General features: G+C 61.7%; 21 protein-coding genes and 1 tRNA gene. 12 read left to right on the top strand and 10 right to left on the bottom strand.

All coding sequences use genetic code 11. The annotated features are described in order from the left end of the window. Positions 1–123: 123 nt before the first annotated feature. Positions 124–199: transfer RNA gene (locus JFX23_RS00995), tRNA-Arg, on the top strand. Between the two features lie 53 nt (positions 200–252). Here the strand turns inward: JFX23_RS00995 and JFX23_RS00990 are convergent. From JFX23_RS00990 to JFX23_RS00970, 5 genes are read right to left on the bottom strand one after another with little or no spacing between them, the layout of a single operon-like run. After that, complete coding sequence (locus tag JFX23_RS00990) at positions 253–2,004, bottom strand: ABC transporter ATP-binding protein (RefSeq protein WP_198775122.1); 1,752 nt, start codon at positions 2,002–2,004, stop codon at positions 253–255. Next, the gene (locus JFX23_RS00985; RefSeq protein ID WP_198775108.1) at positions 2,001–3,731 is read right to left on the bottom strand and encodes an ABC transporter ATP-binding protein; all 1,731 of its coding nucleotides are present in this window, start codon (positions 3,729–3,731) and stop codon (positions 2,001–2,003) included. Before JFX23_RS00985 ends, JFX23_RS00990 begins: the two co-directional genes overlap by 4 nt. Before the next feature lie 6 nt (positions 3,732–3,737). Next, positions 3,738–4,667, bottom strand: a complete 930-nt coding sequence (locus tag JFX23_RS00980; RefSeq protein WP_198775105.1) for an energy-coupling factor transporter transmembrane component T — start codon at positions 4,665–4,667, stop codon at positions 3,738–3,740. Then, positions 4,664–6,568 (bottom strand): ABC transporter ATP-binding protein, encoded by a 1,905-nt coding sequence (locus JFX23_RS00975; RefSeq protein WP_198775102.1) that lies wholly within the window; start codon positions 6,566–6,568, stop codon positions 4,664–4,666. The genes JFX23_RS00980 and JFX23_RS00975 overlap by 4 nt, the downstream gene beginning before the upstream one ends. Further along, positions 6,565–7,152, bottom strand: a complete 588-nt coding sequence (locus JFX23_RS00970; protein WP_198775099.1) for an ECF transporter S component — start codon at positions 7,150–7,152, stop codon at positions 6,565–6,567. Before JFX23_RS00970 ends, JFX23_RS00975 begins: the two co-directional genes overlap by 4 nt. 325 nt (positions 7,153–7,477) lie before the next feature. Here JFX23_RS00970 and JFX23_RS00965 point away from each other — a divergent pair, with 325 nt between their 5' ends. The 3 genes from JFX23_RS00965 to JFX23_RS00955 all read left to right on the top strand — a co-directional run bounded on the left by JFX23_RS00965 (position 7,478) and on the right by JFX23_RS00955 (position 11,620). Beyond that, on the top strand, positions 7,478–8,464 hold the full coding sequence (locus tag JFX23_RS00965) for a methylenetetrahydrofolate reductase (protein ID WP_198775096.1): 987 nt from the start codon (positions 7,478–7,480) through the stop codon (positions 8,462–8,464). Between the two features lie 86 nt (positions 8,465–8,550). Then, positions 8,551–10,857, top strand: a complete 2,307-nt coding sequence (metE, locus tag JFX23_RS00960) for a 5-methyltetrahydropteroyltriglutamate--homocysteine S-methyltransferase (protein ID WP_198775094.1) — start codon at positions 8,551–8,553, stop codon at positions 10,855–10,857. Between the two features lie 328 nt (positions 10,858–11,185). Beyond that, complete coding sequence (locus tag JFX23_RS00955; RefSeq protein ID WP_005964202.1) at positions 11,186–11,620, top strand: winged helix-turn-helix domain-containing protein; 435 nt, start codon at positions 11,186–11,188, stop codon at positions 11,618–11,620. A 223-nt stretch (positions 11,621–11,843) separates the two neighbouring features. Here JFX23_RS00955 and ilvA read toward each other — a convergent pair whose 3' ends face one another. Next, positions 11,844–13,145, bottom strand: coding sequence for a threonine ammonia-lyase IlvA (gene ilvA, locus JFX23_RS00950; protein ID WP_198775091.1), 1,302 nt, complete (start codon positions 13,143–13,145; stop codon positions 11,844–11,846). Between the two features lie 115 nt (positions 13,146–13,260). Here ilvA and orn point away from each other — a divergent pair, with 115 nt between their 5' ends. The 3 genes from orn (at position 13,261) to ettA (ending at position 16,710) form a co-directional block, all read left to right on the top strand. Continuing rightward, on the top strand, positions 13,261–13,893 hold the full coding sequence (gene orn, locus JFX23_RS00945; protein ID WP_083879487.1) for an oligoribonuclease: 633 nt from the start codon (positions 13,261–13,263) through the stop codon (positions 13,891–13,893). Between the two features lie 255 nt (positions 13,894–14,148). Further along, the gene (locus JFX23_RS00940; protein WP_198775088.1) at positions 14,149–14,859 is read left to right on the top strand and encodes a single-stranded DNA-binding protein; all 711 of its coding nucleotides are present in this window, start codon (positions 14,149–14,151) and stop codon (positions 14,857–14,859) included. A 168-nt stretch (positions 14,860–15,027) separates the two neighbouring features. Next, on the top strand, positions 15,028–16,710 hold the full coding sequence (gene ettA / locus JFX23_RS00935; RefSeq protein ID WP_198775085.1) for an energy-dependent translational throttle protein EttA: 1,683 nt from the start codon (positions 15,028–15,030) through the stop codon (positions 16,708–16,710). Positions 16,711–16,900: 190 nt separating this feature from the next. On the opposite strand, the gene JFX23_RS00930 is transcribed toward ettA, so the two are convergent. Then, complete coding sequence (locus JFX23_RS00930) at positions 16,901–17,860, bottom strand: acyl-CoA thioesterase (protein WP_198775082.1); 960 nt, start codon at positions 17,858–17,860, stop codon at positions 16,901–16,903. Positions 17,861–18,002: 142 nt separating this feature from the next. On the opposite strand from JFX23_RS00930, the gene JFX23_RS00925 reads away from it, so the two are divergent. Continuing rightward, positions 18,003–18,242 (top strand): PTS transporter subunit EIIB, encoded by a 240-nt coding sequence (locus tag JFX23_RS00925; RefSeq protein ID WP_040314332.1) that lies wholly within the window; start codon positions 18,003–18,005, stop codon positions 18,240–18,242. 310 nt (positions 18,243–18,552) lie between these two features. Further along, complete coding sequence (gene malQ / locus JFX23_RS00920) at positions 18,553–20,703, top strand: 4-alpha-glucanotransferase (protein WP_198775080.1); 2,151 nt, start codon at positions 18,553–18,555, stop codon at positions 20,701–20,703. A gap of 152 nt (positions 20,704–20,855) precedes the next feature. Here malQ and JFX23_RS00915 read toward each other — a convergent pair whose 3' ends face one another. The 3 genes from JFX23_RS00915 to JFX23_RS00905 all read right to left on the bottom strand — a co-directional run bounded on the left by JFX23_RS00915 (position 20,856) and on the right by JFX23_RS00905 (position 22,500). After that, positions 20,856–21,317 carry a PTS sugar transporter subunit IIA gene (locus JFX23_RS00915; protein WP_198775077.1) on the bottom strand — a complete coding sequence of 154 codons (462 nt, stop codon included), beginning with the start codon at positions 21,315–21,317 and terminating at the stop codon, positions 20,856–20,858. Further along, positions 21,314–21,544: a PTS transporter subunit EIIB gene (locus JFX23_RS00910; protein ID WP_005964185.1), complete on the bottom strand. Its 231-nt coding sequence runs from the start codon at positions 21,542–21,544 to the stop codon at positions 21,314–21,316. The genes JFX23_RS00915 and JFX23_RS00910 overlap by 4 nt, the downstream gene beginning before the upstream one ends. A 134-nt stretch (positions 21,545–21,678) precedes the next feature. After that, positions 21,679–22,500 carry an HAD hydrolase family protein gene (locus JFX23_RS00905; RefSeq protein WP_198775074.1) on the bottom strand — a complete coding sequence of 274 codons (822 nt, stop codon included), beginning with the start codon at positions 22,498–22,500 and terminating at the stop codon, positions 21,679–21,681. Between the two features lie 381 nt (positions 22,501–22,881). Between JFX23_RS00905 and JFX23_RS00900 the strand changes: the two genes are divergently transcribed. From JFX23_RS00900 to glf, 3 genes are all read left to right on the top strand, one after another. After that, complete coding sequence (locus JFX23_RS00900; protein ID WP_005964179.1) at positions 22,882–23,232, top strand: TM2 domain-containing protein; 351 nt, start codon at positions 22,882–22,884, stop codon at positions 23,230–23,232. 252 nt (positions 23,233–23,484) lie between these two features. After that, the gene (locus tag JFX23_RS00895; protein WP_040314150.1) at positions 23,485–24,504 is read left to right on the top strand and encodes a glycosyltransferase family 2 protein; all 1,020 of its coding nucleotides are present in this window, start codon (positions 23,485–23,487) and stop codon (positions 24,502–24,504) included. A 153-nt stretch (positions 24,505–24,657) separates the two neighbouring features. Continuing rightward, complete coding sequence (gene glf, locus JFX23_RS00890; RefSeq protein ID WP_198775071.1) at positions 24,658–25,797, top strand: UDP-galactopyranose mutase; 1,140 nt, start codon at positions 24,658–24,660, stop codon at positions 25,795–25,797. The last annotated feature ends 28 nt before the right edge of the window (positions 25,798–25,825 follow it).

Genomic DNA, 25,825 nt, shown 5'->3' with positions numbered 1-25,825 from the left:
CGGTGAGTTTTCGGTCAATTGGGGCTGGCTGTGCCACCTTCACGGGGCGCAGCGCACAACAGCGTCTTCGAATTGGGGTGAGAGGCGGATCGCCGCTAGGCTTGACCATGCGCGCCAGCGCTTGCCTCCGTAGCTCAATGGATAGAGCACCGGCCTTCTAATCCGATGGTTGCAGGTTCGAGTCCTGTCGGGGGCGCCATGACAACGGGGGCTACGTGGGCTCCTTGAGCGAGCCCACGTAGCCCCCCGAACTCACAGCGAAGCCCGGGGTGCCTCGCCTCGAATCCTCCAGCGCTCGACATGCGACTGGTCGTCCCAGAACTCTCGGTAGGTGCCACCGGCTTCGTAGAGCTCTTCGTGCGAGCCGAGTGCTTCCACAGCTCCATCTCGAAGAACAAGGATGCGGTCGGCTCGACGAACCGTGGAGAGACGATGAGCGATGACGACAACGGAGCGTCCCGCGGACAGCTCCGCCAAAGCGGAGGTCACGGAGGCTTCATTCACGCCGTCCAAGGCGCTCGTCGCCTCATCGAGGAGAAGAACCGGGGAGTCCTTGAGGAAAGCACGAGCGATCGCAACCCTTTGCCTCTCCCCACCCGATAGGGCAGAGCCTCCCTCCCCGACGATGGTCTTCCACCCCTCGGGCAGGCGCTCGACGACTTCGCTGAGTCCGGCTCGCTCAGCGGCCTCAACAAGTTCCGCGTCACTCGCAGTGGGACGGCCGATCCGCACATTCTCCTCGATTGAGGTATTGAAGAGGTAGACCTCCTGGAACACCATCGAGATCCGCTGCATGAGAACCTCATTCGAGATTTCTCTGACATCGGGCCCACCAAGGCGAATCGCACCGGAATCCACATCCCAAAAACGAGCGATGAGACGAGCAAGAGTCGACTTGCCCGAACCGGAGGGGCCGACGAGAGCTGTGATGGAGCGACCCGGCAGAGCCTGATCGAGATCTGTGATGACGGGAGTGCCATCCACGTAGGCGAAATCAACATGATCGAACTCGAGGTCGAAAGGATCTGCGGGAAGAAGGGCCTGAGATTCATCGACCTTGGGCAGAAGAGGCGCATGCACGATCGAGGCGATGTCCTCGAGAGCAACGCGGGCCTCGTGGAGGGGATCGACATAGAAGGCGAGCATCCCGATTGGCTCGGCGAAACGGACCGCCATGAGCGACAAGGCGATGAACACGCCCGGCTCCAAGACGCCGCCGAGGACCTGGAAGGCGGCGACGCCCACGGCGAGGAGGAGGGAAGCCACGACTGAGGCATGGAAAAGGGACGCTGCGGGGCCCTTCGCCTGGCCCGCCCTTTGAGTCGTTTCATGCTCGCGCACGAAGCTCTGATTCAGCGGCTCCCACCCGTCCTTCAGACAATCCGTGGCACGCAAAACCGCCTGGAGGCGGGCGAACTCGAGGATCCTCGTGCTCAGATCCTGCATGGCCGCCTCTTCGGCGGCATGCTCGCGCACCACACTGCGAGCGAGGAGGCGTAGGGCAATGATGCACAGCGGAATGCAGGCCGCCATGGCGAGCGCCATCTTCCAGTCGTAGATGAGGGCGGCGAGGAGGAGCGTGAAGGCCGTCCCTGCCATTGAGGCGAGTTTAGGCACAACGATCGAGGGCAGATGAGACAGGAGGGAGATGCTCGTTGAGGTCGCCGTCGTCACCCGGCCGGCCGAGTTCGCGTCGAACCAGCCCAGGGGCAGTGCCTGGACTCGCGAGCCGACTTTGCGGATCAGGTCTCCGCATATGTCGAAGGACGCGACTTTGAAGGCCGTGACGGAACCGATCATCGACAGGGCCATGGAGGCACCGATCGCAAGGAGCTCCATGATGAGCCAGCGAGCTTCAACCCGCCCCGAGTCGAGGAAAGAGGAAAGGAAAGGGACAAGCAGGGCGAGGGCAAGTCCCTGGAATGCGCCAGAGAGGACATGAGAGACGATCGTGATGATCATCGAGCGAGGAGAGTCAATGAGCGAGAAGAGCAAAGAGATCATTGCTGTGCCTTCCACAGTGCCGCATAGGTGCCGTCGAGCGCGAGGAGCTCGGCGTGGGTGCCGCGCTCAACGATCCGCCCCGAATCAAGGACGAGGATTTGGTCGGCGTCAACGATGGTGGACAAACGGTGGGCGATGACGATGGTGGTCCGCCCCCTCGACAGTGCTCCGAGTGCTTCTTGAATGCGCCGCTCGGAGTGAGGGTCGGCCTGTGCAGTCGCCTCATCGAGGAGAAGCACTGGCGCGTTGGAGAGGAAAGCTCGGGCCAGTGCGACGCGCTGAGCTTCACCCCCTGAGAGGTGAACCCCCTCGGTACCAATAATGGAGTCGTAGCCTTCGGGCAGTTCGAGAATGCGTTCGTGGATGCGTGCCGAGCGGGCGGCGGCTTCAACCTCCTCGTGGATCGCCGAGGGGCGGGCGAGGAGGATATTCGCCTTCACCGTGTCGGCGATGAGTCCCCCGTCTTGGAGGACGATGGCGAGTTCGGAGAGCAGAGCCGAGCTTGGCAGCTCGGTGATGGGGATGCCTCCAATGAGGATCCTCCCCTCGTTGACATCCCAGAATCTGGCGATGAGCTTGACGAGTGTCGACTTGCCGGACCCTGAAGGACCGACGATGGCGGTGACCTGACCTGCGGGGAAGACGGCGTTGACGTCTGAAAGGACTTCGGGGGAGTCTTCCTGGTAGCGGAAAGAGACCTTCTCGAATACGACCTCCGCGGGCGCCTCGGGATCAAGAGATTGGGGATGGGAGGGCTCGGGCAACTGGGGGAGTCCGAGAATCTGGCCGATCCTTTCGGCCGCACCCCGGCCCTGAGCGATGAGGTGGACAAGGGGGACGACGGAGTCGAGGCCCGCAGGAAGTGTGACGCCGACGAGGAGGAAAGGCACGATGAGGATGGGCTCGATGACTCCTATGAAAGCGAGCGCTGTGCCGCCGATGATGATGGGGGCGAGCATCCCGGCGGGGGAGATGAGAACGAGAAGGATCGCCATGGGCTTGCCCGGCCCTTTGATCCACTCGTAGGAGGCAGTGGTGTAGCGCTCGAGGGCGTTCGAGAAGCGCTTGAAAAGGGTGCCCGACAGGCCGAAGGCTTTGACGGTGGCGATACCATCGACCATTTCCACGGTGGAGGAGGCAAGGTCCTTTTCCGCTTCGGTGAACTCCGCGATCCCGGAGGCGGGGGTGAACATCATGGCGATCGTGAAGATCGTCAAGGAGATGAGGACCCAGGCGATGATGATGAGGGCGTAGGCCCAGGACAGGGAGAACAGGTAGATCGAGCCGAGGAGGAGAGTGCCGAGGGCGGCACCGAGGTCGGTCCCCAGGTGGGCGATGATCGTGTGGATCTTCGTGACGTCCTCGGCAATGATTGTGCGCACTCGGCCCGAGGATTCCTTGACGAACCAGCCTAAGGGGAGGGCGCTGACATGACGGGAGATGCGTTCGCGAAGGTCGCGCCGGAATCGGAACTCGATGTAGTGCGCGTATCCGGTCGCCCCGTGGGAGAGGATGTGGGCGCTTGCCAATCCGAGGAGGATCATCGAGAGCCAGAACCAGATCTCTTCGGTGCTCAAAGAGGCTTCGAGCGCTTCAGTTGCGAGGCGGGTAACGGCGATGGGGGACAGAAGAGTGAAGCCTGCGGAGAGGAAACCGCAGGTGAAGACCGCCGCGAGTGGGACGCGGACGGGGCGTAGGAGCTGTGAGAGTGTGATTGGTGGTGTCATGAGTTTTCAGGAGCGAGTGGGGGTCAAGACGAAGCCGGAGTCCCACATGAATCTCACGAGGACGACGGTGGCGGTGAAGGCGCAGATGAGGAGGAGCGTGTCGCGTCGGCGCCAGGAAAAGTCGGAGCGTTCAGTTCGCCGGGGGTAGGCTCCGAAGGCGCGAGCATCCATGGACATGGAGACTCTTTCCGCGTGGCGGATGGCTCCGGCGATGAGAGCGGGAGCGGATCTGAGCCATCGCAGCCCCGTTTCGAGGATGGGTAGATCGAAGCTGGAGCCGCGAAGGAGGTGGGCTTCGCGGATCGCACGGTGCTCACGGCGCAGGAGCTTTGCGAATCCGAGGGCCGCGATTCCGGCCTGCCCGATTCTTGTGGGCATGCGCAGGTGCACAACGAAGGCGCGGATCGTGTCTGAAGGATCGGATAAGAGGCCTGCGAGGAGGATGAGCCCGAGGATTGCGCCAATGCGCGCCGAGACGTTGAAAGCGGAGTTCCAATGCTCGGGTGAGAACCAGGGCCAGGCGGTGAACAGGCTCGCGTCATCGTGGAGGCCCAGGCTTGGGGGCGCGCTCGCACAGCCGAGGGTGAGGAGCACGATGAACAGGAGGAGGAAAAGGAAGCTGAGGGAGCCGCGTCGAGCTTGAGCGACGAGGAGCATGGGAGCGACGAGGACGAGGATGAGGGCAGCTGGATGCCAAGAGAGGCTGGTTCCAGTGAGCGCGATGAGGGGGAGGATCGCCACGAGGGGAGCGAGAGGATCGAATCGGACGCGGCCTGCAAGGCCCGGTATGACGGGCTCTGGTGGTGCAAGCACAAGCGACTGGGGCACTGGCGCACTCGGGGCGTGGTCTTCGAGCCTGTCTTGAAGAAAAGAGGAGCCCACAAGCTTCGGATGCGCTCGAAAATCGGATTGGGCACGCGTATCGATGAGAGTCATAGGCGACGCTCCTTTGAAGTTGTCCTCAGATCGGGAACGTCCTTCCAGGACGTCCATGCGGGCACAGGAATCCCCCGTCGACGCGCTGAGGCGCACAAGCGAGCCAGGGGAGTGGGAATAAGTCCACAAGATTCGAGGAGCTGTTCGTTTCCCATAAGCGCTGTCGTGTCACCTGAGCCTGCGATCCGTCCCGCACAGAGGATGAGGACCCGGTCGGCACAGGAGGCAGCGAGTTCGAGATCGTGGGTGGCGAAGAGGACAGAACCTCCACTGCGGGCGAAGTTGCGCATATGAGTCATGAGAGCGTCGATCGAATGTTCATCTTGTCCGAAAGTCGGCTCGTCGAGGAGCAGAAGGTCTCGCGGGACCGTTAATGCGGCTGCGACGCTCAGTCGGCGCTTCTGCCCGCCTGAGAGGGTGAAGGGATTGTCCTCGGCCAAGTCTTTGAGCCCGTATTCGCCGAGAAGTGAGGCGATGACCTGGTCGATCCGTTCCTGAGGGTGTCTCGCGAGCCTCATGGAATGGGCGAGTTCATTGCGCACGGAGGAAGTGACGAACTGGTGCTCGGGGTTCTGAGTGACGAGGGTCGCCGCTTTTCGCAGACTCCGGGGCCGATTCCAGCCCGTAAGTTCTTCGCCGTGGACACGGATGGTGCCCGAAGCGGGTTTCTCGAGTCCGACGAGGCTGCGCAGGAGCGTTGTCTTTCCTGATCCGTTCGCTCCGAGGAGGGCGATCATTTCCCCGGGGAAGATATCGAGGTCGATTCCTTTGAGGATCTGCGTTGAGCCCCGATTGACTTCGAGAGATCGCAGGGAAAGAACAGGAGGCGGGGTCTGCTCGTGTTGAGGATCGAGGCTCCAGGCGGTGCTGTGCTTCAGCCCTGCGCCCGACAGTGGGGGGTGCGCCTGTTGAGGAGCATACTCGGGTAAATTGTGAGTGTTCACGCCCGCTCTCGTGTCGCGCCGATTCTCTTGTGCGCCCTCGTCATTGACGCGTTCACGGCCTTGCGAACATGGAGGGGCGACCTCGTCCTCCTTGGTGCGCGTGGAGCGGACGAGGCGTGATGGGGGGACGGAGGCGAGCATCTCCACGGCGGCTTGGGGGTGAAGGGGCGGGTGCTCGAGGCCTAGGCGCAGACCGAGGGTGATGGCAGTGGGGACGCGGATCCCGGCTGAAACGAGTTCGCGGGCATGATCGGAGAAGACCTCTTCGGGGCGGCCCTGGGCGATCAGCGCGCCCGTGGCGTCCAGGGCATAAACCGCGTCGACCCGGTGCGCGAGTTCATCGAGGGTGTGTTCGACGATGAGGATGCTTGTTCCCTCGTCCATGACGGTGAAGAGCGCATCGTGGAAGTCTTGTGCGGAGGCCGGATCGAGGTTCGCAGTCGGCTCGTCGAGGATGAGCAGACGCGGCTCGAGGGCGAGTGCTCCTGCGAGGATGACGCGCTGACGCTGACCTCCCGACAGAGTCCACGGGTCGCGTTCAGCCAAATGTGCGATGCGCAGGAGGTGGAGTGCACGGCTTGCGCGCTCAATGATCTCTTCTCGCTCCATGCACAAGTTCTCGAGGGCGTAGCACACTTCGTCCCAGACGCATTTCGTGACGATCTGCGCGTCCGGATCCTGCATGACGATCCCGACGAGCCTGGAAAGTTCAGCAATATCGGTGTCCGCCACTTCGAGGCCCTTGATGAGGATCGACCCGCGGTAGGAGGAGGGCACGGAGTGGGGGATGAGCCCGTTCAGGGTGAGGGAGAGACTTGACTTGCCACAGCCGGAGGGGCCGATGAGGAGAGTGGAGGTGCCCTCTTCGAGGCTGAGGCTCAGTGGGGTGCGTGGGATCCTTTGCTCGGAGCCGTGGTATTGGACGCTCGCCTCGATGAGGCGGGCGAGGGCACTCACTGCTTCACTCCGACTCCGGCTCGAGCGAGCCTGCGCTTGAGAAGGAGCGCGAGGGCGAGAGTGAGATAGCAGGAGGCGAGGGCGAAAACGATCCCGAGGCTGAACTGCATGGAGTCTTGGGGAATGTTGTAGGCGCTGCCGTACATGGTGGAGTTGAATCCACCGAAGATGGTCGCACCGATCGCGTGAACCCACCAGCTCCATTTCTTGTAGAGGAAGAGGAGAACGGGAATCTCAAGGAAAGCGGCGCCAATGAGATTGCCGATGATCGCCGAAGGACCCAGGGGTGTGGTGAAGGTGGAAATGATGCCCATAAGGAGGCCCGCGACGAGGAAGGCTCCGGGGCGGGGGACGAAGAGGCCGGGCAGGAGGTAGGCGATGTACCAGGCTCCCATGAGGGCGCACAAGATGATCAGAGCGCGTGGGGTTGTCGCAAAGACCGGGGTGAAGATCGAGAGGGGAACAACGAGGAGGGAACCGACGAGGCTGAGCGCTGCGATCGTCATGAGGTTTCGAGTGCCGAGAACGGAGTTACGCACACCCGAGTGCTTGGAAGTGTGGATGTGCTCTGCGAGGTCCGACATGATGTTCCTTAGCCGATGATCAGTGTGGATGACCCCACATTCATAACAGCTAAGGGCGACCTAAGTAAAGTGAGGGCCAACAAATAAAAAGTGCCTCCGCCCCTTCGCGGCTTCTCTCTTGTTTTCCGAACTCCTCGTGTTACACGCGTTCAACTATCGGACCCAGACTGCTGTCCACTCGACGATCATGAGCACAATGCGTGTATGACGCACACAGCCTTTGCCGCCCGACTCGGCAACGCACGCGCCCGAATGCGCTCCTGACTCCTCCCCACGATCACCTTTGACCCCGCGCCACAAGGCGCACCCGGAGACAGGACCCACCATGACCCCGCCCGACGAGGCGTACGCGACCCCCTGCACACACGAGCACGAGCCTTCCCTCATCTCATTCGAAGTGATGCCGCCGCGTGTCCCCTCGGCCGCCCCGAAGTTCTGGCACACAATCGACGAGCTCCTCACCGCCCGTCCCGACTTCCTTTCCGTCACCTACGGGGCCGGAGGGAAAGACCGCTCGAGTGCCCGCGAAGTCGTCGCCGCACTCGCCCGCAACGCGCCCGTCCACCCGATCGCCCACATCACCTGCGTCGGCAACTCAACCGCCGACGTCCTCGACGCCGTCGCCGACGCGCTCGACTCGGGAACACGGACCTTCCTCGCACTGCGGGGCGACCCTCCGGCCGATGACCTCGACTGGGAGCCAGAAGCCGGGGAAGTCGGATCCGCCATCGAACTCATCCACCTCATCCGCACCGTCGAGAAACGACGCTGCGATTACCACTCCGCAGAAGCCCTGCGTGCCGCCTTCGCGCCCCTCACTATTGCCGTCGCGGCCTTCGCCGCAGGCAACCCCGCAGCGGGGACGAGCCCGCAGCAGGAAGCCGAACGCCTTCTGCTCAAACAAGCCGCAGGCGCAAACTTCGCGATCACGCAACTCTTCTGGGAGGCCGACACCTACCTGTCCTTCGTTGAGCGCTGTCGTCGCCTCGGCGTCACAATCCCCATCGTCCCCGGGATCCTCCCGCCGACCGAGCTCGCCCGCCTCAGGCGCGTCACTGAACTATCCGGTATTGAAGTCCCAGCCCACATTATCGACACCCTCTCAGGGGCACAGGACCCCGAGAGTCGACACGAGCTCGGGGTCGGTCTTGCAGCCAGCCTCGCCGATGAGGTCGTCAAAGGAGGAGCCCCCGGCGTGCACCTCTTCACCTTCAACAAGGCGCGTCCCGCCCTGGACATCCTCTCTCGGCTCGGCCACGGCCCCACGCCCCTTCCCGAATCCGGACGCCTCGGTGCCTCCGTCACCGAGTGACCCCATCATCCACTGATCGACTGAACACAGCGGCGCCTCGGCGTCGCCCCCCCCGAACCCCCGCACTCACCACAGGAGAGCCAAGCATGACGACCTTCCCCGCAGCAACGATCCTCGGCTACCCCCGCATTGGGAGGAACCGAGAACTGAAGAAAGCACTCGAAGCCCATTGGGCCGGACGGACGAGCGCCGAAGAGCTCCTCAAAGCCGAAGCCGAGCTGCGACAGGCAAACCTCGCGCGCCTCGTCGAACTCGGCCTGCGCGCCCAGGACGCCTCCCTTCCGGAGAACTCCTCCCTCTACGACCAGGTCCTCGACGTGACAAGCCTGCTCGGAGCCGTGCCCGCGCGCTTCGAGGGTCGGCGCGGACTCGAACTCCACTTCGCCCTCGCCCGCGGCGACCAGGGGAGCGCGCCGGAGGAGATGACGAAATGGTTTGACACGAACTACCACTACCTCGTCCCCGAGATCGGCCCCAATACCCCGATCTCCTACGCCGATGACCGCTACGTCGAACGCTTCCTCGAAGCGAAGAACTGGGGCTATCTCACCCGCCCCGTCATCGTCGGCCCCATCACCTACCTCGCCCTCGCAAAAGCGGACGAGCAGGCGCCCGAAGGCTACGACCCGCTCGAGCGCCTCCCCGAAGTCCAAGCCGTCTACGCCACGCTCCTCTCACGCCTCGAGGAAGCGGGAGCAACATGGGTTCAATTCGACGAACCCGCCCTCGTCTCCGACAACCTTTCGCGCACGAGGCTCGAGCTCGCCGAGCTCGCCAAATCGGCATACACGGAATTGGCAGGCACTTCCAATCGCCCCAGAATCCTCGTCACCACGCCCTACGGCAACGGGCTCAGCGCACTGCCTGCGCTCGCGAGCTGCGGGGTCGAAGCGATCCACCTCGACCTCGGACGCGGCGCCCTGCCCGAGCCGGGAACGCTCGACCTTGGCGGCGTCGACCTTGTTGTGGGCGCGATCGACGCCCGCTCAATCTGGCGCGCAGATCTTGCCCAGGCCGCAGCACTCCTTGAAAAAGCGAAGCTCCTCGGGGCCCGCTCGCTGTGCGTCGCGACGACGAACTCCCTCCAGCACGTGCCCCACGACACCGCCCTCGAAACCTGGGACGACCCCGAACTTGACGCGAACCTCCACGCTTGGCTCGCTTTCGCCGATCAGAAGGTCGGCGAGGTCGTTACCCTCGCGAAGGGAATCGTCGAAGGATTCGACGCGATCGCCCCCCAGATCGAGGAATCCACCCGTATTCTTCGCGAGCGGGCCACAGCCCCTGGGGTTGTCCGCCCCGAGATCCGCGAACGGGTCGGCGCACTCGGCGAATCCGAACGCGCCCGGGCGCCCTATGGTGAACGGGCCGCGGCACAAGATGCACGTCTCGCCCTGCCAGCCCTTCCGACGACGACCATCGGCTCTTTCCCGCAGACCACCGACATCCGCAAGGCGCGCGCAGCACACGCGAAGGGTATTCTCTCCGACGCCGACTATCGCGCCCGCATTGAGCGGGAGATCGCCGAGGTCGTGGCCCTCCAAGAAAAGCTCGGGCTTGATGTCCTCGTCCACGGCGAGGCCGAGCGCAACGACATGGTCCAGTACTTCGCCGAGCTCCTCGACGGATTCGCCGCCACTCGTAACGGCTGGGTCCAGTCCTATGGTTCGCGCTGCACCCGCCCCTCGATCCTGTGGGGCGACGTCGCCCGCCCGAAGGCGATGACCGTCGACTGGGCCGCTTTCGCCCAGTCGCTCACCGACAAGCCCGTCAAGGGAATGCTCACCGGCCCGGTGACGATCATTGCCTGGTCCTTCCCGCGCAATGACCTGGGGCTCGCCGAAGTTGCCGACCAGATCGGCCTCGCACTGCGTGACGAGGTCGAGGACCTCGAGGCCGCTGGAATCGCGATCATCCAGGTCGACGAGCCCGCCCTGCGTGAACTCCTCCCACTCGATGCCGAGGACCACGCTGACTACCTGCGCTGGTCGGTCGACTCCTTTAGGGTCGCAACCGCAGGCGTTCGACCCGATACGCAGATCCACACCCACCTGTGCTACTCGGAGTTCGGGCAGATCATCGACGCGATCGCCGCCCTCGACGCTGATGTCACTTCGATAGAAGCGGCCCGCTCACGCATGGAGGTCCTTCCTGAACTCGCCGAAGCCGGTTTCGACCACGGCATCGGTCCGGGCGTGTGGGACATCCACTCGCCGCGCATCCCCTCGGTTGAGGAGATCCGCTCGCTCATCGACGCGGCCCTCGGCGCAATCCCGGCGAAGCGCCTGTGGATCAACCCCGACTGCGGCCTCAAGACCCGCGGCTACGAGGAGACCCTAGCTTCCCTTTCGCATCTCGTTGAGGCGACGAAGGAGGCTCGCGAAGCCCTCTGAGTCGGGGGAGCTTCGAAACATGGGACCTGCGCGCAATGATGGCGCGCTCTGACCTGGGAGGGGTTCGGCAGCGCCGGGCCCCTCCCGCGTGTCGCGCATGTCGCGTTCCACAGTCTCGACATGCGGTACTCGGCTGGCGTGGATGTTCATCGCAGGGCATACTCGTGGCCATGACGACTTTCGCCCGCATTATGCCCCGCAGCCTGTGCGGTTCCATGCGTGCGCGAATGTGTATCTGATCGACCCTCCCATCCCCAGTCGATCACTGCCGCCCTGAAGAAGGCCCCATATGCCGGGCCCTGCGGCACCGAAGAATCGGATACACGACATGACCCTCGTCAACACCCCCTCCACGTCCAGCATTGATCTCGACGCTGCCCCGCAGACAAGTTTCGAAGAGTTTGTCGACATTCTCGCCGGCCTGCGCCTCACGCCCGCCCATGTCGAGTTTGACATCGACCGCGGAACCTTGGATATCCACGGCGGACGCATCGAGCTATGCGCAAAAGAACTTGAACTGCTCGGCTATTTGGCGAAGAACGCCGACCGCACCGTGAGTCGCGAAGAGCTTCACGACACCGTCTGGCACGGCTCAGGCCTGGACTCCTCCTCGCGCACCATTGACGCGCATATTCGGCGTCTGCGCAAGAAGATCGAGGGCGCCCCCGAACTCATCACTACCCTGCGTGGCCAGGGATACCGCTTCAACTCCGCTCCCGGGGTCCGAGTCAAGTCCTTCAGGGTTCACACCCTCGCCGCGTGATCCGCGCAGGCGGTCACTGAGGAGCCCGCACACGAAGAGCATCATCATGCGGCGAATGAGGTGCACAAGGGGATGCGAGGAAGGAGCCCGCACACGAAGAGCCGCAAGCATGGAAAAGCAGGGGAAGAGCACAAGCTGAAGTGGCCCCTCCTCCACCTGGGAAGATCCGCACACAGGCAGGAGGAACGGCGATAGGGTGAGGGGCCGAAGTCGAGACGAAGGCTTAGACCAGCAGGCGGAAGATCTCCGAATCAGCAGGCACTTCTTCGACGTGAAGAGGGGAGTCCTCCATGCGTCGGCGCAGCCCATCAATGTCACTCTTGAACGCGATGTCAATGCCGACGAGTGCCGGCCCCGACTCCCGGTTGTTCTTCTTCGTGTATTCGAAGTGAACGATGTCGTCGCTCGGGCCCAGAACATCTTCGAGGAACATGCGCAAGGCTCCCGGCTGCTGGGGGAAGGTGACGAGGAAGTAGTGGCGCAAGCCCTCGTGGCGAAGCGAACGCTCCATGACCTCCGCGTAGCGGGTGAGATCGTTGTTGCCTCCCGACACGATCGCAAGGAGCGCCCCATCGGATCGGCCAAGAATCTTCAGACGCTGCTCGGGGCTTGCCAAATGCTCGTGAATCGCACACGAAGCCAAAGCGCCCGCAGGCTCTGCGATGATCCCCTCGGATTGGTAAAGGCTGAGCATCTCCGTGCACACAGCCCCCTCGGGGACGAGGAGCACATCGTCGACGAGACGGCGGACCGTGTCGAAAGCAAGGGAACCGGCGCGGCCAACGGCGGTGCCGTCCACGAAAGGATCCACTCTCTCCAGCTTCACGGGCTCGCCCTCGTCCAGTGCGGCGCGCATTGAGGCCGCCCCCTCGGGCTCGACGCCGATGACGCGAATCTCGGGGCGCGCGTGCTTGAGCCAGGTCGCGATACCCGCGAGAAGACCCCCACCGCCAACGGGGACGAGGACTGCGGCCGTGTCGGCGGGAAGCTGATCGCACAACTCCACGGCGATCGTGCCCTGACCGGCGATCGTCAGCGGATCATCATAGGGGTGGACGTAGATCCGGCCGGTTGAACGAGCAGCTTCTTGAGCGAGGGCATTCGCCTTGTCGAAAGTGCCATCCACGATCACCTGCTCAACCCAGTCCCCGCCGATCACTGCAATGCGGTTGCGCTTTTGCCGGGGAGTGTTCGACGGCAGGTAGATCGTCCCATGAACCCCCAGAGTCTGACAGGCATAGGCAACGCCCTGGGCGTGATTGCCCGCCGAGGCGCACACGACGCCGCGTTCGCGCTCAACGGGGGACAAGGCGCTCATACGGGCGAAAGCACCACGAACCTTGAAAGAGCGGCACCGTTGCTGGTCTTCACGCTTGAGAAGAACGTCAACCCCGGTGTGCTCACAAAGTCGCGCGGAAGAGGAGAGCTCGGTCTCATGCACGACCCCGCGAAGGATGGCAGCGGCGTCCTCAATATCCTGGGGAGTCGCTCCCGGTGTGGACCAGGGTGTGGCCGTATCACTCATCTTCTCCTCCTTCAACGAAGTAAACGCCCGCAAACTCTTCAGGAGTCTAGTGGCCTCTTCGCCGAACCAGGTGGCGCGCTCAGCCCGTGAGCATGCGCGACTTAAACTAGTGGGCATGACTGCACAGCTTAAGGATCCTCTCGTCTGGATCGACTGCGAAATGACCGGCCTCGATGTGCACAAGGATGCACTGGTCGAGGTCGGAGTCGTCATCACCGACGCAGATCTCAAGATCGTCGATAAGGGAATCGATGTCCTCATCAAACCGCCAGCCGCAGCGCTGGAGAACATGAACGATTTCGTGAGAAACATGCACACTACTTCGGGCCTCCTTGACGAACTCGAAGGTGGCCTGAGCCTCGAAGAAGCCACTGGGCAAGTCCTCGACTACATTCGCCGCTTCGTCCCCGAGCAGGGCAAGGCCCTCTTGGCGGGCAATTCCGTCGGAACGGACAAGATGTTCCTCGAGGCCTACATGCCCAGCGTCATCGACCACCTCCACTACCGCATCGTTGACGTTTCCTCGGTCAAGGAACTCGCCAAGCGCTGGCACCGGCGGGCCTTCGAGAACGCGCCCGTGAAGCACGGGGGCCACCGGGCGCTCGCGGACATTCTTGAATCCATTCAGGAACTCGAGTACTACCGTCGTGTCCTTTTCCCCGCTGAACCTGTGACTCGCGCTCAGGCGAAGGCTGCGCTCAAGGATGCTCTCGCCTTGAAGATCCCCGCGATCGGCGAGGACGAGTAGTCCTGCGCTGATTAGGACGAGGGGCTGCGATTGTGTTGCCCCTCGTCTTCGTGCGCTCCCGCATTCGCCGTCTCGGCATCCTCTTCCCCGTCCCGGCCTCATCTTGTCTCTCTGTTTTCGTCCACAGTCTGGGCCCCCCTTGTTCTGGATTCACAAGGGGAGGCACGGACAGTCGCCTGCGTTTCTTGCCTGGTGGATTCTGAGTTCACTCAAGCTCGCCGACAAGGAATCGGCGTGGGGCGACAAGGAGGAATCATGAGCGACACCACCATCACACTGCGCGGGCGCGTCGGAACAGACCTGGCGGCGACCCGAACGAAGAACGGACAGATGACCGTTCGTTTTCGTCTGGCAGTCACCAACTGGTTCGCTTCGGCGGACGGAGTCCTCACTCAAGGACGCACTCATCGGTACACGGTCCGAGCCTGGGAGCGTCTCGCCGAGAACGTCTTCCAATCCTTGAGGAAGGGCGAACCCGTCATCGTCGTAGGGCGGCCCACGGCGAACGCGTGGATCGCTAAAGATGATGGTCTCGCCCGATCGGAACTCGTTATTACCGCCCAGTCGATCGGCCACGATCTTGCCAATGGTCGGGCGCGCTATGAAAAAAGGGAAAGGCATTGGCTCGAGCGGGACAATGGCGACCCCAGCTCGGGTGAAGTTGAGGCAGGAGAGTTGAACGCGCCTCCCTCGCCTCTTGAAGAGGTCTCTCCATCCTTGAGTTCTTCGCCGGTCCAGGACGCTAAGTTCATGCGCCCCGCACTGCCCGGAGAAGATGAGGTGCTGTGCGGTACGGCTCAAGAGGAATCCTCCCCGCTGCTTGCCCCGATCAGCCCGAACGAGGACGTCGGGGACGCGGAGCGAAGCGCCTTTGCAGGTCAAGCATCGACTTCAGGAAAGGCCGTGGAAGAGGAAACACAGGAGTCCCCTGCGGATCTCAATGTCGTGGGGATGCGCTACGAGTGAAGGACCAAGGTGTTTGAGGAGTGCGCAGCACGAGTAGTGCAGTGGCTTCGTGGTCATGGCCACGCTCCCGGAGGGCAGTGGGAGGGGCTCAAAAGCCGGGGCGTGTCCTAGCATGGAGGGGATAAGGCGGCGCTGGCGTCGCACACCCATCACCTTGGACGGAGACCAGTGGCTGAGTACATCTACCAGATGATTAAGGCTCGTAAGGCGCACGGGGACAAAGTGATCCTCGACGACGTTAGCATGTCCTTCTTCCCAGGCGCGAAGATCGGCATGGTCGGTCCGAACGGTGCGGGCAAGTCCTCGATCCTCAAGATCATGGCCGGGCTCGACGAACCGAGCAATGGCGAGGCTCGCCTCACTGCCGGATACACAGTCGGCATCCTCGAGCAGGAGCCGAAACTTGACGAGTCGAAGACCGTGATCGAGAACGTGCGCATGGGCGCCGGTGAGATCTACTCGAAGCTTCAGCGCTTCAACGAGATCTCTGAGGAGATGGCGAACCCGGACGCGGATTTCGACTCCCTTATGGAGGAGATGGGCACACTCCAAGACGCCCTCGACGCCGCTAACGCCTGGGACATCGACTCCCAGCTTGAGCAGGCGATGGATGCTCTGCGCTGCCCGCCTGCGGACCAGCCCGTCAATGTGCTCTCCGGCGGTGAGCGCCGTCGTGTTGCACTGTGTAAGCTCCTCATTGAGGCTCCGGACCTGCTCCTCCTCGACGAGCCGACGAACCACCTGGATGCCGAGTCCGTGCTGTGGATCGAAAAGCACCTGTCGACCTACGCGGGCGCCGTCATTGCCGTCACCCACGACCGTTACTTCCTCGATCACGTCGCCGGTTGGATCGCCGAGGTCGACCGCGGCCACCTCTACCCCTATGAGGGCAACTACTCGACCTACCTTGAAACGAAGGAAAAGCGTCTGCAGGTTCAGGGGCAAAAGGACGCGAAGCTCGCGAAGCGCCTCAAGGAAGAACTCGAGTGGGTTCGTTCGAATCCGAAGGGCCGCCAAGCGAAGTCGAAGGCTCGTCTTGAACGCTACGAGGAGATGGCTGCCGAGGCCGAGCGCACTCGTAAGCTCGACTTCGAGGAGATTCAGATCCCGCCGGGCCCGCGTTTGGGTTCTGTCGTCATCGAAGCGAAGGATCTGAAGAAGGGTTTTGGAGAGCGCACTCTCATTGAGGGCCTTTCTTTCTCCCTCCCGCGCAATGGCATCGTTGGTGTCATCGGCCCGAACGGCGTGGGCAAAACGACCCTCTTCAAGACGATCGTCGGCCTCGAACCCCTTGATGGGGGAGAGCTCACGATCGGCGAGACGGTGAAGATCTCCTACGTGGATCAGAACCGGGCTGGTATCGACCCGGATAAGAGCCTGTGGGAGGTCGTCTCCGATGGTCTCGACTTCATCCAGGTCGGGAATGTGGAAATGCCCTCGCGCGCCTACGTTTCCGCATTCGGTTTCAAGGGGCCTGACCAGCAAAAGCCCGCGGGGGTCCTTTCCGGTGGTGAGCGCAACCGTCTCAATCTTGCGCTCACCCTCAAACAGGGCGGTAATCTTCTGCTCCTCGACGAACCCACGAACGACCTTGATGTCGAGACCCTCGGTTCCCTGGAGAATGCTCTCCTCCAGTTCCCCGGGTGTGCGGTCGTCGTCACCCACGATCGTTGGTTCCTTGACCGCGTTGCGACGCACATCCTCGCTTGGGAGGGCACTGAGGATAACCCGGCCCAGTGGTACTGGTACGAGGGCAACTTCGAGTCCTATGAGAAGAACAAGATTGAACGCCTCGGCCAGGAGGCCGCCGCTCCGCATCGTGTGACGCACCGCAAGCTCACGCGAGACTGATCTTCGTCCCAGAAGTACGCAATCGTGGGGTCGAGGCTCATGCCTCGGCTCCACGTGCTTTTCAGATCAGCTGGGTCAAAGCCGGGCAGTGCGGGCTTTCCCAGGTCAACACAATCTCAGCGGGACGCTACTCGTGAAGACACAGACGCAGGGGCGCGCGAGGCACGGGTCGAGGTGGGAGGCTGGCGTTTTAAGCGAAGCTCAGCTGTGAGGCGCCCGTCTTCGGATCGATCCCAAAACCCCAACGGCCAGACCCCTTTCGTCCGTGACCCGGGATTCGCAGCATTCCCTGCTGGGTGGCCTCAGCGAGGAGGACGCCATTGCGAGTGAACACGCGGGTCGTGACCAGAGTCCGACCATTGTTGACATTCGTGCATTCGCCGTCGAAGAGGAGCCACTCATTGATATCGACATCGCGATGGAACCACATTGCATGGTCGAGAGAAGCTGCGGACATGCCCGGTGTCATCCAGGAAAGCCCGAGGACGCGCATTGCAGGTTCAAGCATGACCTGGTCAATGACATAGGCGAGCAGAGCGCGGTGGACGTGCTGATCCGCCCCTTGAGGAATGGCCGCACGCGGGCGCATCCACAGCTGTTGGCGATTCGAAGGATTCTCGTCGGCTTTCGTGTAGAGGGATTGTTGGACGTGGCGCACATCGAAGGCTGTGGTTTTACCGAGGAATCTGCCGACGGGGTGGTCGATCGCCCGGAAAATCTCAAATGCGCTCGGCAACTCTTCCGGTGGGGTGGCCTCGGGGGCTTCGCTGGTGAAGACGAGGCCGTCCTCGGGCCCCTGGTAGGAGGCCTGAAGTGCGAGAATCTCTTTGCCCTCCTGAAGGCACACGATGCGACGCAAAGAGAAGGAGCGTCCATCTCGTAGGCGTTCGACTCGCAGTTCGAAGGGGAGAGAAGGGGTGCCTCCGCGAGCGAAGTAGGTGTGAAAGGAATGGGGAAGTCGCGGCTTGTCCATTGTCGCGGCGGCGGCGATGAGGGCTTGAGCGATCACCTGTCCGCCGTAGACGCGGCGCACTTGGGGCAGTGAATGGGCGCGGAACAGGTCCTCACCGATTTCTTCAAGCGCGAGGATCCTCAAAACGGAGGCAACGGGCTCCTTCGAGATGATGGGGATGTCGACTGGACGAGTCATGCCCCTATTCTTCACCCTTGGCGCAATTCGTTCAGGAAATGAAGAAGATCACGTGTGCGCCTTGCCCGAGGTCTGCTCCTTCACTAGTGTGCGAAAGGGAGCGCGTTCAACGCGGCGAACACTGAGGGAAGAAGAAAGGGTCATGGAAGAGGCTCTCGCACTGATCGATGCACTCGGCGGCATCTCGAACATTGTGGACGTCGAGCCCTGTTCTTTGCGTATCCGCGTCGAGGTGAAGAGTCAGCGCGAGGTCGATGAGGCGGCGCTTCGCATTCCCCCAGTTCTCGCGATCGTCCGTTCGGGCTCCTTCGTTCAGGTTATTGCTGGACCTGAGTCTGAAGTCATCGCCCACAAGATGAGGGAACAGATCTCTTCTCCCTGAGGACTCACTCAAAAGAGTGAAGAGTCGCTTAGTCTTCACCCTTTCCGGGCTCCACCCTCTGCGCTCGTCGCCCGCTTTCGCTTTCGGGCTCGCCAATCGTCGAGCTTGAGCCTGCGAGGGGCACGGAGAATGCTATGGGGCGCCGCGCCTCGCGATCGCGCCAAGCCTGAGCCTATGAGGGGCGGGGGTCTTCAACTCCGAGGAATTTTGAGGAGTAGTGTCTTTTCGTCTCGATATCGACAGATCTGTGTCCCATTGAGGTTTACGTAATAGGATTGTGGAACACAGCCCACACCGAAGGAGTTGATTCGTGGATTACGTCACCCCCGCAGCTGAAGATATCGATGGGTTGAGGACACTCGCAGACAAAAACGGCGTTTCCACCTTCTTCTGGGATTGGTATGGGCAACGTCGCGATGTCAGCGCGCACACCCTGCTCGAGGTGCTCAAATCACTGGGAGTTGGGGTCGGGCCGGAATCGAGTGTGCACGACCTGCACGATGCGCTGGCAGAAGTTGAGAATCGAGAATGGCGACGAGTCCTTCCAGCGACCATTGTCGCTCGACAGGGACAGCGTCGCGATTTTCCCGTTCACGTGCCCGATGGCACCTGGGTGCGGGTGTCGTGGATTGCAGAGGACGGGCGCAGCGGCGAGTGCGTGCAGCTTGACCGCTGGGTGCCCCCTCGTTCAATCGACGGGGCTCTGGTTGGCCGAGCGACCTTCGAGGTTCCCGATCATCTTCCTTCAGGCTGGCATCGTGTCATTGCGACTCTTGAGGGGGGCCAGGTCCACTCGACAACCCTCCTCATCGCCCCCAATCGGTGTCACGGCGGCGCCACCGCCGACGGCAAACGTCGTTGGGGTGTTGCCGCGCAACTGTACTCGACCCGCTCGACGCGCTCATGGGGCCTTGGCGATGCGGAAGATCTCGCGGACTTGGCGGCCCTTGCAGCCGATCGGGGAGCGGACTTCCTGCTCATCAACCCTATTCACGCTTCGGCGCCGATCGCGCCACTCGAGAACTCTCCGTATCTGCCGGTGTCGCGCCGGTGGCTCAATCCGATCTACATCCGCCCGGAGATGATCGACGAATACTCCCACGCCTCCCTCGCCGTGGTCAAGGCAATTGAAGAGCTGCGCGTCCTGGCGAACTCATCGGATACGACCGATGCCCTTGTGGATCGGGATCGCTCCTGGGAGGCAAAGCGCCGGGCCCTTGAGATGATCTTCCCCCTGCCTCGTTCCTATCACCGTGAGGCCCAGTTCCAGCACTTCATCACCGAAGGGGGAGAGGACCTTCGCCACTTCGCCACCTGGTGCGCCCTGGTGGAAGCGAATGAGTCGATGATCCTGCCAGAAGAGGTCGCGTCTTCCTCGATGCCGCAATCGGATCGCGCTCGCCTTGAGCTCGCGGATCGCGTGGAGTTCTGGCAGTGGTGCCAGTGGATTATCGCCGAACAGATGGAGGATGCGCAACGCGTCGCGAAGTCTGTTGGCATGGACATCGGAATGATGGCGGATCTTGCCGTCGGCGTTCACCCTCAGGGTTCAGAAGTGTGGTCGCGAAAGGAGGTCTTCGCGCCCGGGATGTCGGTGGGAGCTCCGCCGGATATGTATTCCCAGCAGGGACAGGACTGGTCGGAGCCACCGTGGTCTCCTCGCGCCCTCGCCGAAGCGGGCTATCAGCCTCTTCGTGACATGCTGCGCGCCTCTTTGAAGAACGCAGGAGCCATCCGAATCGACCACATTCTCGGCCTTTTCAGACTGTGGTGGATCCCTGCGGGGAAGACCGCTGATCAGGGGACCTACGTCTACTACGACCATGAGGCGATGCTCGGAGCTGTCCTCATTGAGGCTGAGAGGGCCGGGGCGGTTGTCATTGGAGAAGACCTTGGCACGGTTGAGCCCTGGGTTCGTGATTATCTGCGTGAACGCGGCGTTCTGGGTACGTCGATCCTCTGGTTCGAGAAGGACGAGGGCGGCTGGCCCCTGCACCCGGAGGCGTACAGGAGAGAGTGCCTCGCTGCGGTGAATACGCATGATCTTCCGCCGACCGCCGGATATATGGCGGGTGTCCAGACAACCTTGCGCCATGAGCTGGGTCTGCTTGTGGATGATGTCGAGTCGGTTCGGGCACAGGATCGTTTGGAACTCGAACAGGTGAGTGCTCGTCTGCGTGAGTATTCTCTGCTGGAGTCGGTCGATCCGAGCGAACGCGAGTTCGTGGAGGCACTTCACGCTTATGTTTCGCGGACGCCGTCTCTGCTCGTGGTCGCAGCCCTCGTCGACGCGGTCGGAGACCGCCACCCGCAAAACCTTCCGGGAACGAACCGTGAGTATCCAAATTGGTGCGTGCCGCTGTGCGACGATGACGGGATTGAGGTCCTGATCGACGCGCTGCCCACTAATCCGCGTTTGAATTCGCTCTTCTCCGTGATGAATGCCGAGATGAAGAACTGAAGAAGCATTGAGGACACGGAGGGGCCCGGATGCGGGGGAAGCATCCGGGCCCCTCCATGTTGACGCTGAAGATCATCTGGGAGCGCGCATCCGGGAGTGCGATTGCCTAGGAGATGCCACATCGCACCACCGGAGTCTCTTTCGAGGGCGGATCAAGGCTTCACTGTGAGGATCGCTTCTCCTTGTCGGGTTTCGGCGCCCACTCCTTTCACAAAGCGGCACTGTGCTCGAGAGGAGAGAACAACGATCGGGACCACGAGAGCACGGCCCGCATCCTTCGCGACTCGGGGGTCCCATCGGATGAGTGGCGCTCCGGCTTCAACCTGGGCGCCGACCTTGCTGAGAGCCTCGAAGCCTCGTCCTTGTAAGGACACTGTGTCGATTCCGATATGGACGAGGACGAGGGGGCCTGCCTCGAGTTCGATGATGAAGGCATGCGGATGCAGTGTCTTCACCGTGCCGGAGACTGGCGCGCAGACATCGCTGGGGCCGTCGGCATGTGCGGGGACAATGGCAATGCCGGGGCCGACCAGTTGATCTGCGAAGACGGGGTCGGGAACGGAACGCAGACCGATCAGGCTACCGTCTAGGGGCGCCTGAATGGTGAAACTCACCGAAGGGCCTCAATGGCGTCGACGATTGCTTCGGTTTCTGGTCCCATCACAACCTGGATGGACTTGTCGACGGCGACGACTCCGAAAGCCCCTGCATCGTGGAGGGACTTTTCGTCGACGGCCTCATCGTCTTTCACTTCAACGCGGATGCGGGTGATACATGCTTCCAGCGCTGTGATGTTGTCCCAGCCTCCAAGGGCTTTCAGGATGGTTTCCGCCTGGTTCATCGCGTCCTCCTCAAAAAGAAAAATGGGGCGTGCGTCACATCAAGGATACTCTGCTTGGTCCGCGTTTGAGGTGCTCAACGCGCAAAAGAAGAAGCGAAGGACAAAGGGTGCATGTCGCTTGAGGCAGGGGAGGATCAGTCGATGAGCCCGAGGAAAGCAAAAGCCTTCGCAAGACCATCATCTTCAAGACAATCTGTCACATGATCCGCGACTTGCACCACCGGCGCAGGGGAGCCGCCCATTGCAATACCCCTTCCTGCGGCGAGGAGGGCTTCCACATCGTTCATGGAATCGCCAATGGCGATCGTGTCCTCAATGTCGTAGCCGAGCCTGTCGGCGACGAGTTTTACACCTGTTCCCTTGGAGATGTCACGTGGAGCGACCTCGTAGACGAGAGTGTCACCGGCACCAACAGAGCCCTCAGTGATTGACAACTCTTCGGGAATCAATTCCCGAAGGCGCTCGGGAGTTGTGATCCCTTTTGAGATGTAGGCCGTGCACTTGGCGGAAGAAGAAGGCACTCCCTCCTTCAGGTAGGGGCTGATCGTTTCGGCGTACACGGCCCAGTCGTTTGGTGCCAAGCCGGCCTTCTCAACGAAAAAGTCCATGAAACCAGGAGAAGGCGCGATCTCTTCGGGGCTCTGCCAGACCCATAGGCCGTTCAGGGATTGCCAGACTTCGCTGACTTCGTGGATCGTTTGTGCTCCGAGGCGACGGTCAATGAGGACCTCTTGATCGAGGGTGACGTAACTGCCTGCGCCCGTCACAGCGCCCGAGAAACCGTAGTCCCAGAGAAAAGAATAGATCTCCGGCATTGAGCGGCCGGTGCACATGATCAGAATGTGCCCCCTCGTCTTCGCTGCCCTCATGGCCTCGACCGCTGAAGAAGGAACCTTTTGGTCCGGGGCGATCAGTGTCCCATCGAGGTCAATGAAGACGAGTTTCGACTCAGGCATCGCGACAATCCCCCGATTCACTCGTTCCGGCGCTGCTCGCCCTCGCGGGTGTGTGGAAGGGGCGAAGCGATGTGATTCCTGCTCCATATTCCCACGAGTCTCCTCTGGGATGCACCTCATGAAGGCCTAAATGCCGAGAACGGAGAAGAGATCGCAATGGGGAGGGGCGCCCGGAAGAATCACGGCTCGAGATAGGCAGAAACGTCGCAAGAATTGTTGGAAAGCGACTATGCGCTGAGGGCGGAAAGATGGATGCCAGACTGTGTGGCAAAGCTCACTCCAATAGGGTTGGTAATGAATCGAGCGGGCCAAATGATTTCAATTTTCCTGCGCCTTGTGTCAGTATGGGGGCTGTCTCATTCAACTGTGAAAGGCACTCTCATGAGTTACCCCTCTGTTCCTTCGACGCCCGCGAAGTCCAAGACCGTCGCGGCTCTTCTCGCTTTCTTCCTCGGCGGCTTCGGTGCGCCGGACTTCTACCTCGGCTACAAGAAGGTCGGCATCATCAAGCTCGTCGTCTGGGCCGTCGGCATGATTCTGTACATGCCGGGCTACGCCTCTTACGTGCAGTCCCTCATGGCTGGGGACCTTTCGGCCGGCCCCGGATTCATGATGATCCTTGGCTCGCTCCTCCTTATGGTCGTCGGCGTCTGGGCGCTTGTCACCTTCATTCAGGTGCTCATCAAGAAGGGCCGTTACGCGACCGACGCCAACGGTCAGCCTCTCGCCTGATCTGATCAACCGCAGAAAGGAGCCGCCATCCTCGCGATGGCGGCTCCTTTCGTCTGCGCAGGAATCTGAGACTCAGGCATCCCGAGGCATGCATGTGCTCAAAATGAAGCGCTCGGCCGTGCCTACGCTACTGCCCCCCTCGTGGAAAACAAGTAGGGGTGACTCGGTTTTCCCCGTTCTGCCCCGTATCCTTGTCGGGATTCAAAATCCCTTGGATTCTCGAGAGTGAACGTGAAGCTGAAAGAAGAGTCAATGTCCGCCACCGCCCCGCTGCTCTCAGTCGTTGTCCCCGCGTACAACTCCCAGGACTATCTTGATCGGGCGCTCGCGACGCTCGTCGATTACAACGACGAGGTTGAAGTCCTCATCGTTAATGACGGGTCGAAGGATGACACCGCGAGAATGGCCGATGAGTGGGCTCTGCGCTACCCGGGAATAGTTAGAGCCATCCACCAGGAGAACAAGGGGCACGGCGGCGCGGTGAATACGGGTATCAGGGCGGCGAATGGTACCCATGTGCGCGTGTGCGACTCCGATGACTGGGTGGATCGCCCGGCGATGAACCGCCTGCTCGATCTCCTGCGCGAAGAGCGCGCCGCGGGCCGTGACCTCGACCTTATCGTCACGAACTACGTCTACGAGAAGCAGGGCAAGGCGCATAAGACGGTGGTCCGCTACCGTAATGTCCTCCCCCAGGGAAAGACGATCACCTGGGAGGAGGTCAAGCCCTGCCGCTACGACCAGTACATGATGATGCACTCGCTCACCATGCGTACCGAGATCCTGCGCCGATCCGGTCTCACCTTGCCCGAGCACACTTTCTACGTCGACTACCTCTACTCGCATACTCCGCTGCCTCTGGTGCGCACGATCCGTTACCTCGATGTCGACCTGTACCGGTACTTCATTGGACGCGATGACCAATCCGTGAACGAGAAGGTCATGATCTCTCGCCTAGATCAGCTCTTGCGTGTGAACCGCGAAATGGTTGCCGCGATGCCCAAGCCCGAGGAGGTGCCTGCGAATCTCTACCGCTACATGGTTCACTATCTGCGCATCAACTGCGTCGTCACGACCGTGATGGCTCAACTCTCGGGCACCCCTGAGCATCTGGAGATGAAAGATCAGATGTGGAACGAACTCGAGGCCACTGACCCCGCGGCTGGCGCAGCTGTCGAGTCGGATCTGCTCGCACGCCTCGCGCGCTCTCGCTCACGCAGGTTCGTCACGGCGGCGTATTCGCTGGTGCGGGCCGTCATGGGATTCAACTGAAGGCTCACAGGCCTAGGCTTCCACTTCATCACTACGACCGGGTGCACGCTCAAGGAGCTCAACTGGCGAATAGGAAAAACTTAGGGCAGGAGTGGCTCAAGTGGCGGGCCTCGGTAGGATCGGACTACCCATCCTCGTGAAAGGACTTCGCAAGTGGATCTCATCGTCGTCGGTTCCGGCTTTTTCGGCCTTACTATCGCACGTCAGGCCGCCGAAGCGGGACGCGCAGTCACCGTCCTCGAACGGCGCGATCATATCGGCGGCAACGCTTGGTCCTCAATCGACCCCGAGACCGGGATCGAGGTGCACCGTTACGGCACGCACCTGTTCCACACCTCGAATGAACGCGTGTGGGCGTACGCGAATCGCTTCACCTCCTTCAACTCCTACCAGCATCGCGTCTATGCGAATCATGGGGGCGTCGTCTACCCTCTGCCGATCAACCTCGGCACGATCAACCAGTTCTTCGCCTCCGCTTACACTCCGGACGAGGCGCGTGCACTCATCGCCGAGCAGGCCGCGGAGCTGGGTGACACAGAGCCCGCCAACCTCGAGGAGAAAGCGGTCAGCCTGATCGGCCGTCCCCTCTACGAGGCTTTCATCAAGGGCTACACGCACAAGCAATGGCAGACCGATCCGAAGGATCTCAACGCCTCAATCATTTCGCGACTCCCGGTGCGTTTCACCTACGATAACCGTTATTTTCGCGATACCCACGAAGGACTGCCCCTCGATGGTTACGCCGCGTGGCTCGAGCGCCTCGCCGACCATGAGAACATTGAGGTCCTCACCGGCCACGACTTTTTCGACGAGACGCACCCCTACTCCAAGTCGAAGATCGTCGGCCAGACGGGCGTCGTTTACACCGGCGCCCTCGATCGCTATTTCAAGTACGAGCTCGGCTCGTTGACCTGGAGGACCTTGGACTTTGAAAGCGAGGTCGTCGACACCCCGGATTTTCAAGGATGCTCGGTCATGAACTATTCAGACGAGTCCGTTCCCTTCACCCGCATCCACGAGTTCGCCCATCTTCACCCTGAGCGCGAACGAACGGGGGCGAAGAACACCTTCATCATGCGCGAGTTCTCGCGCTTCGCCCAGGCCGGGGATGAGCCCTACTATCCGGTGGACGGGCCCGCTGACCGTGAGATGCTCGCTGCCTACCGCGATTTGGCGGCGGGGGAGGACAAGGTGCTGTTCGGTGGGCGTCTCGGCTCCTACAAGTACCTTGATATGCACATGGCGATCGGATCGGCTCTTAACCGCTTCGATGAGATCGTGTCCACCTGGTGACCTCAGCTCAATCCCGATCCTGGACAGG

It is taken from the genome of Schaalia cardiffensis, from assembly GCF_016405145.1.
GTDB lineage: Bacteria > Actinomycetota > Actinomycetes > Actinomycetales > Actinomycetaceae > Pauljensenia > Pauljensenia cardiffensis.
Note: the sequence above shows the minus strand (reverse complement) of the source record. Positions and strands in the feature narration are given on the sequence as shown.

Coding starts and splice junctions, on each gene's coding strand:
- JFX23_RS00990 (WP_198775122.1), bottom strand. CDS start 2,004: ATGATCTCTTTGCTCTTCTCGCTCATTGACTCTCCTCGCTCGATGATC.
- JFX23_RS00985 (WP_198775108.1), bottom strand. CDS start 3,731: ATGACACCACCAATCACACTCTCACAGCTCCTACGCCCCGTCCGCGTC.
- JFX23_RS00980 (WP_198775105.1), bottom strand. CDS start 4,667: ATGACTCTCATCGATACGCGTGCCCAATCCGATTTTCGAGCGCATCCG.
- JFX23_RS00970 (WP_198775099.1), bottom strand. CDS start 7,152: ATGTCGGACCTCGCAGAGCACATCCACACTTCCAAGCACTCGGGTGTG.
- JFX23_RS00965 (WP_198775096.1), top strand. CDS start 7,478: ATGACCCCGCCCGACGAGGCGTACGCGACCCCCTGCACACACGAGCAC.
- metE (WP_198775094.1), top strand. CDS start 8,551: ATGACGACCTTCCCCGCAGCAACGATCCTCGGCTACCCCCGCATTGGG.
- JFX23_RS00955 (WP_005964202.1), top strand. CDS start 11,186: ATGACCCTCGTCAACACCCCCTCCACGTCCAGCATTGATCTCGACGCT.
- ilvA (WP_198775091.1), bottom strand. CDS start 13,145: ATGAGTGATACGGCCACACCCTGGTCCACACCGGGAGCGACTCCCCAG.
- orn (WP_083879487.1), top strand. CDS start 13,261: ATGACTGCACAGCTTAAGGATCCTCTCGTCTGGATCGACTGCGAAATG.
- JFX23_RS00940 (WP_198775088.1), top strand. CDS start 14,149: ATGAGCGACACCACCATCACACTGCGCGGGCGCGTCGGAACAGACCTG.
- JFX23_RS00930 (WP_198775082.1), bottom strand. CDS start 17,860: ATGACTCGTCCAGTCGACATCCCCATCATCTCGAAGGAGCCCGTTGCC.
- JFX23_RS00925 (WP_040314332.1), top strand. CDS start 18,003: ATGGAAGAGGCTCTCGCACTGATCGATGCACTCGGCGGCATCTCGAAC.
- JFX23_RS00910 (WP_005964185.1), bottom strand. CDS start 21,544: ATGAACCAGGCGGAAACCATCCTGAAAGCCCTTGGAGGCTGGGACAAC.
- JFX23_RS00905 (WP_198775074.1), bottom strand. CDS start 22,500: ATGCCTGAGTCGAAACTCGTCTTCATTGACCTCGATGGGACACTGATC.
- JFX23_RS00900 (WP_005964179.1), top strand. CDS start 22,882: ATGAGTTACCCCTCTGTTCCTTCGACGCCCGCGAAGTCCAAGACCGTC.
- JFX23_RS00895 (WP_040314150.1), top strand. CDS start 23,485: ATGTCCGCCACCGCCCCGCTGCTCTCAGTCGTTGTCCCCGCGTACAAC.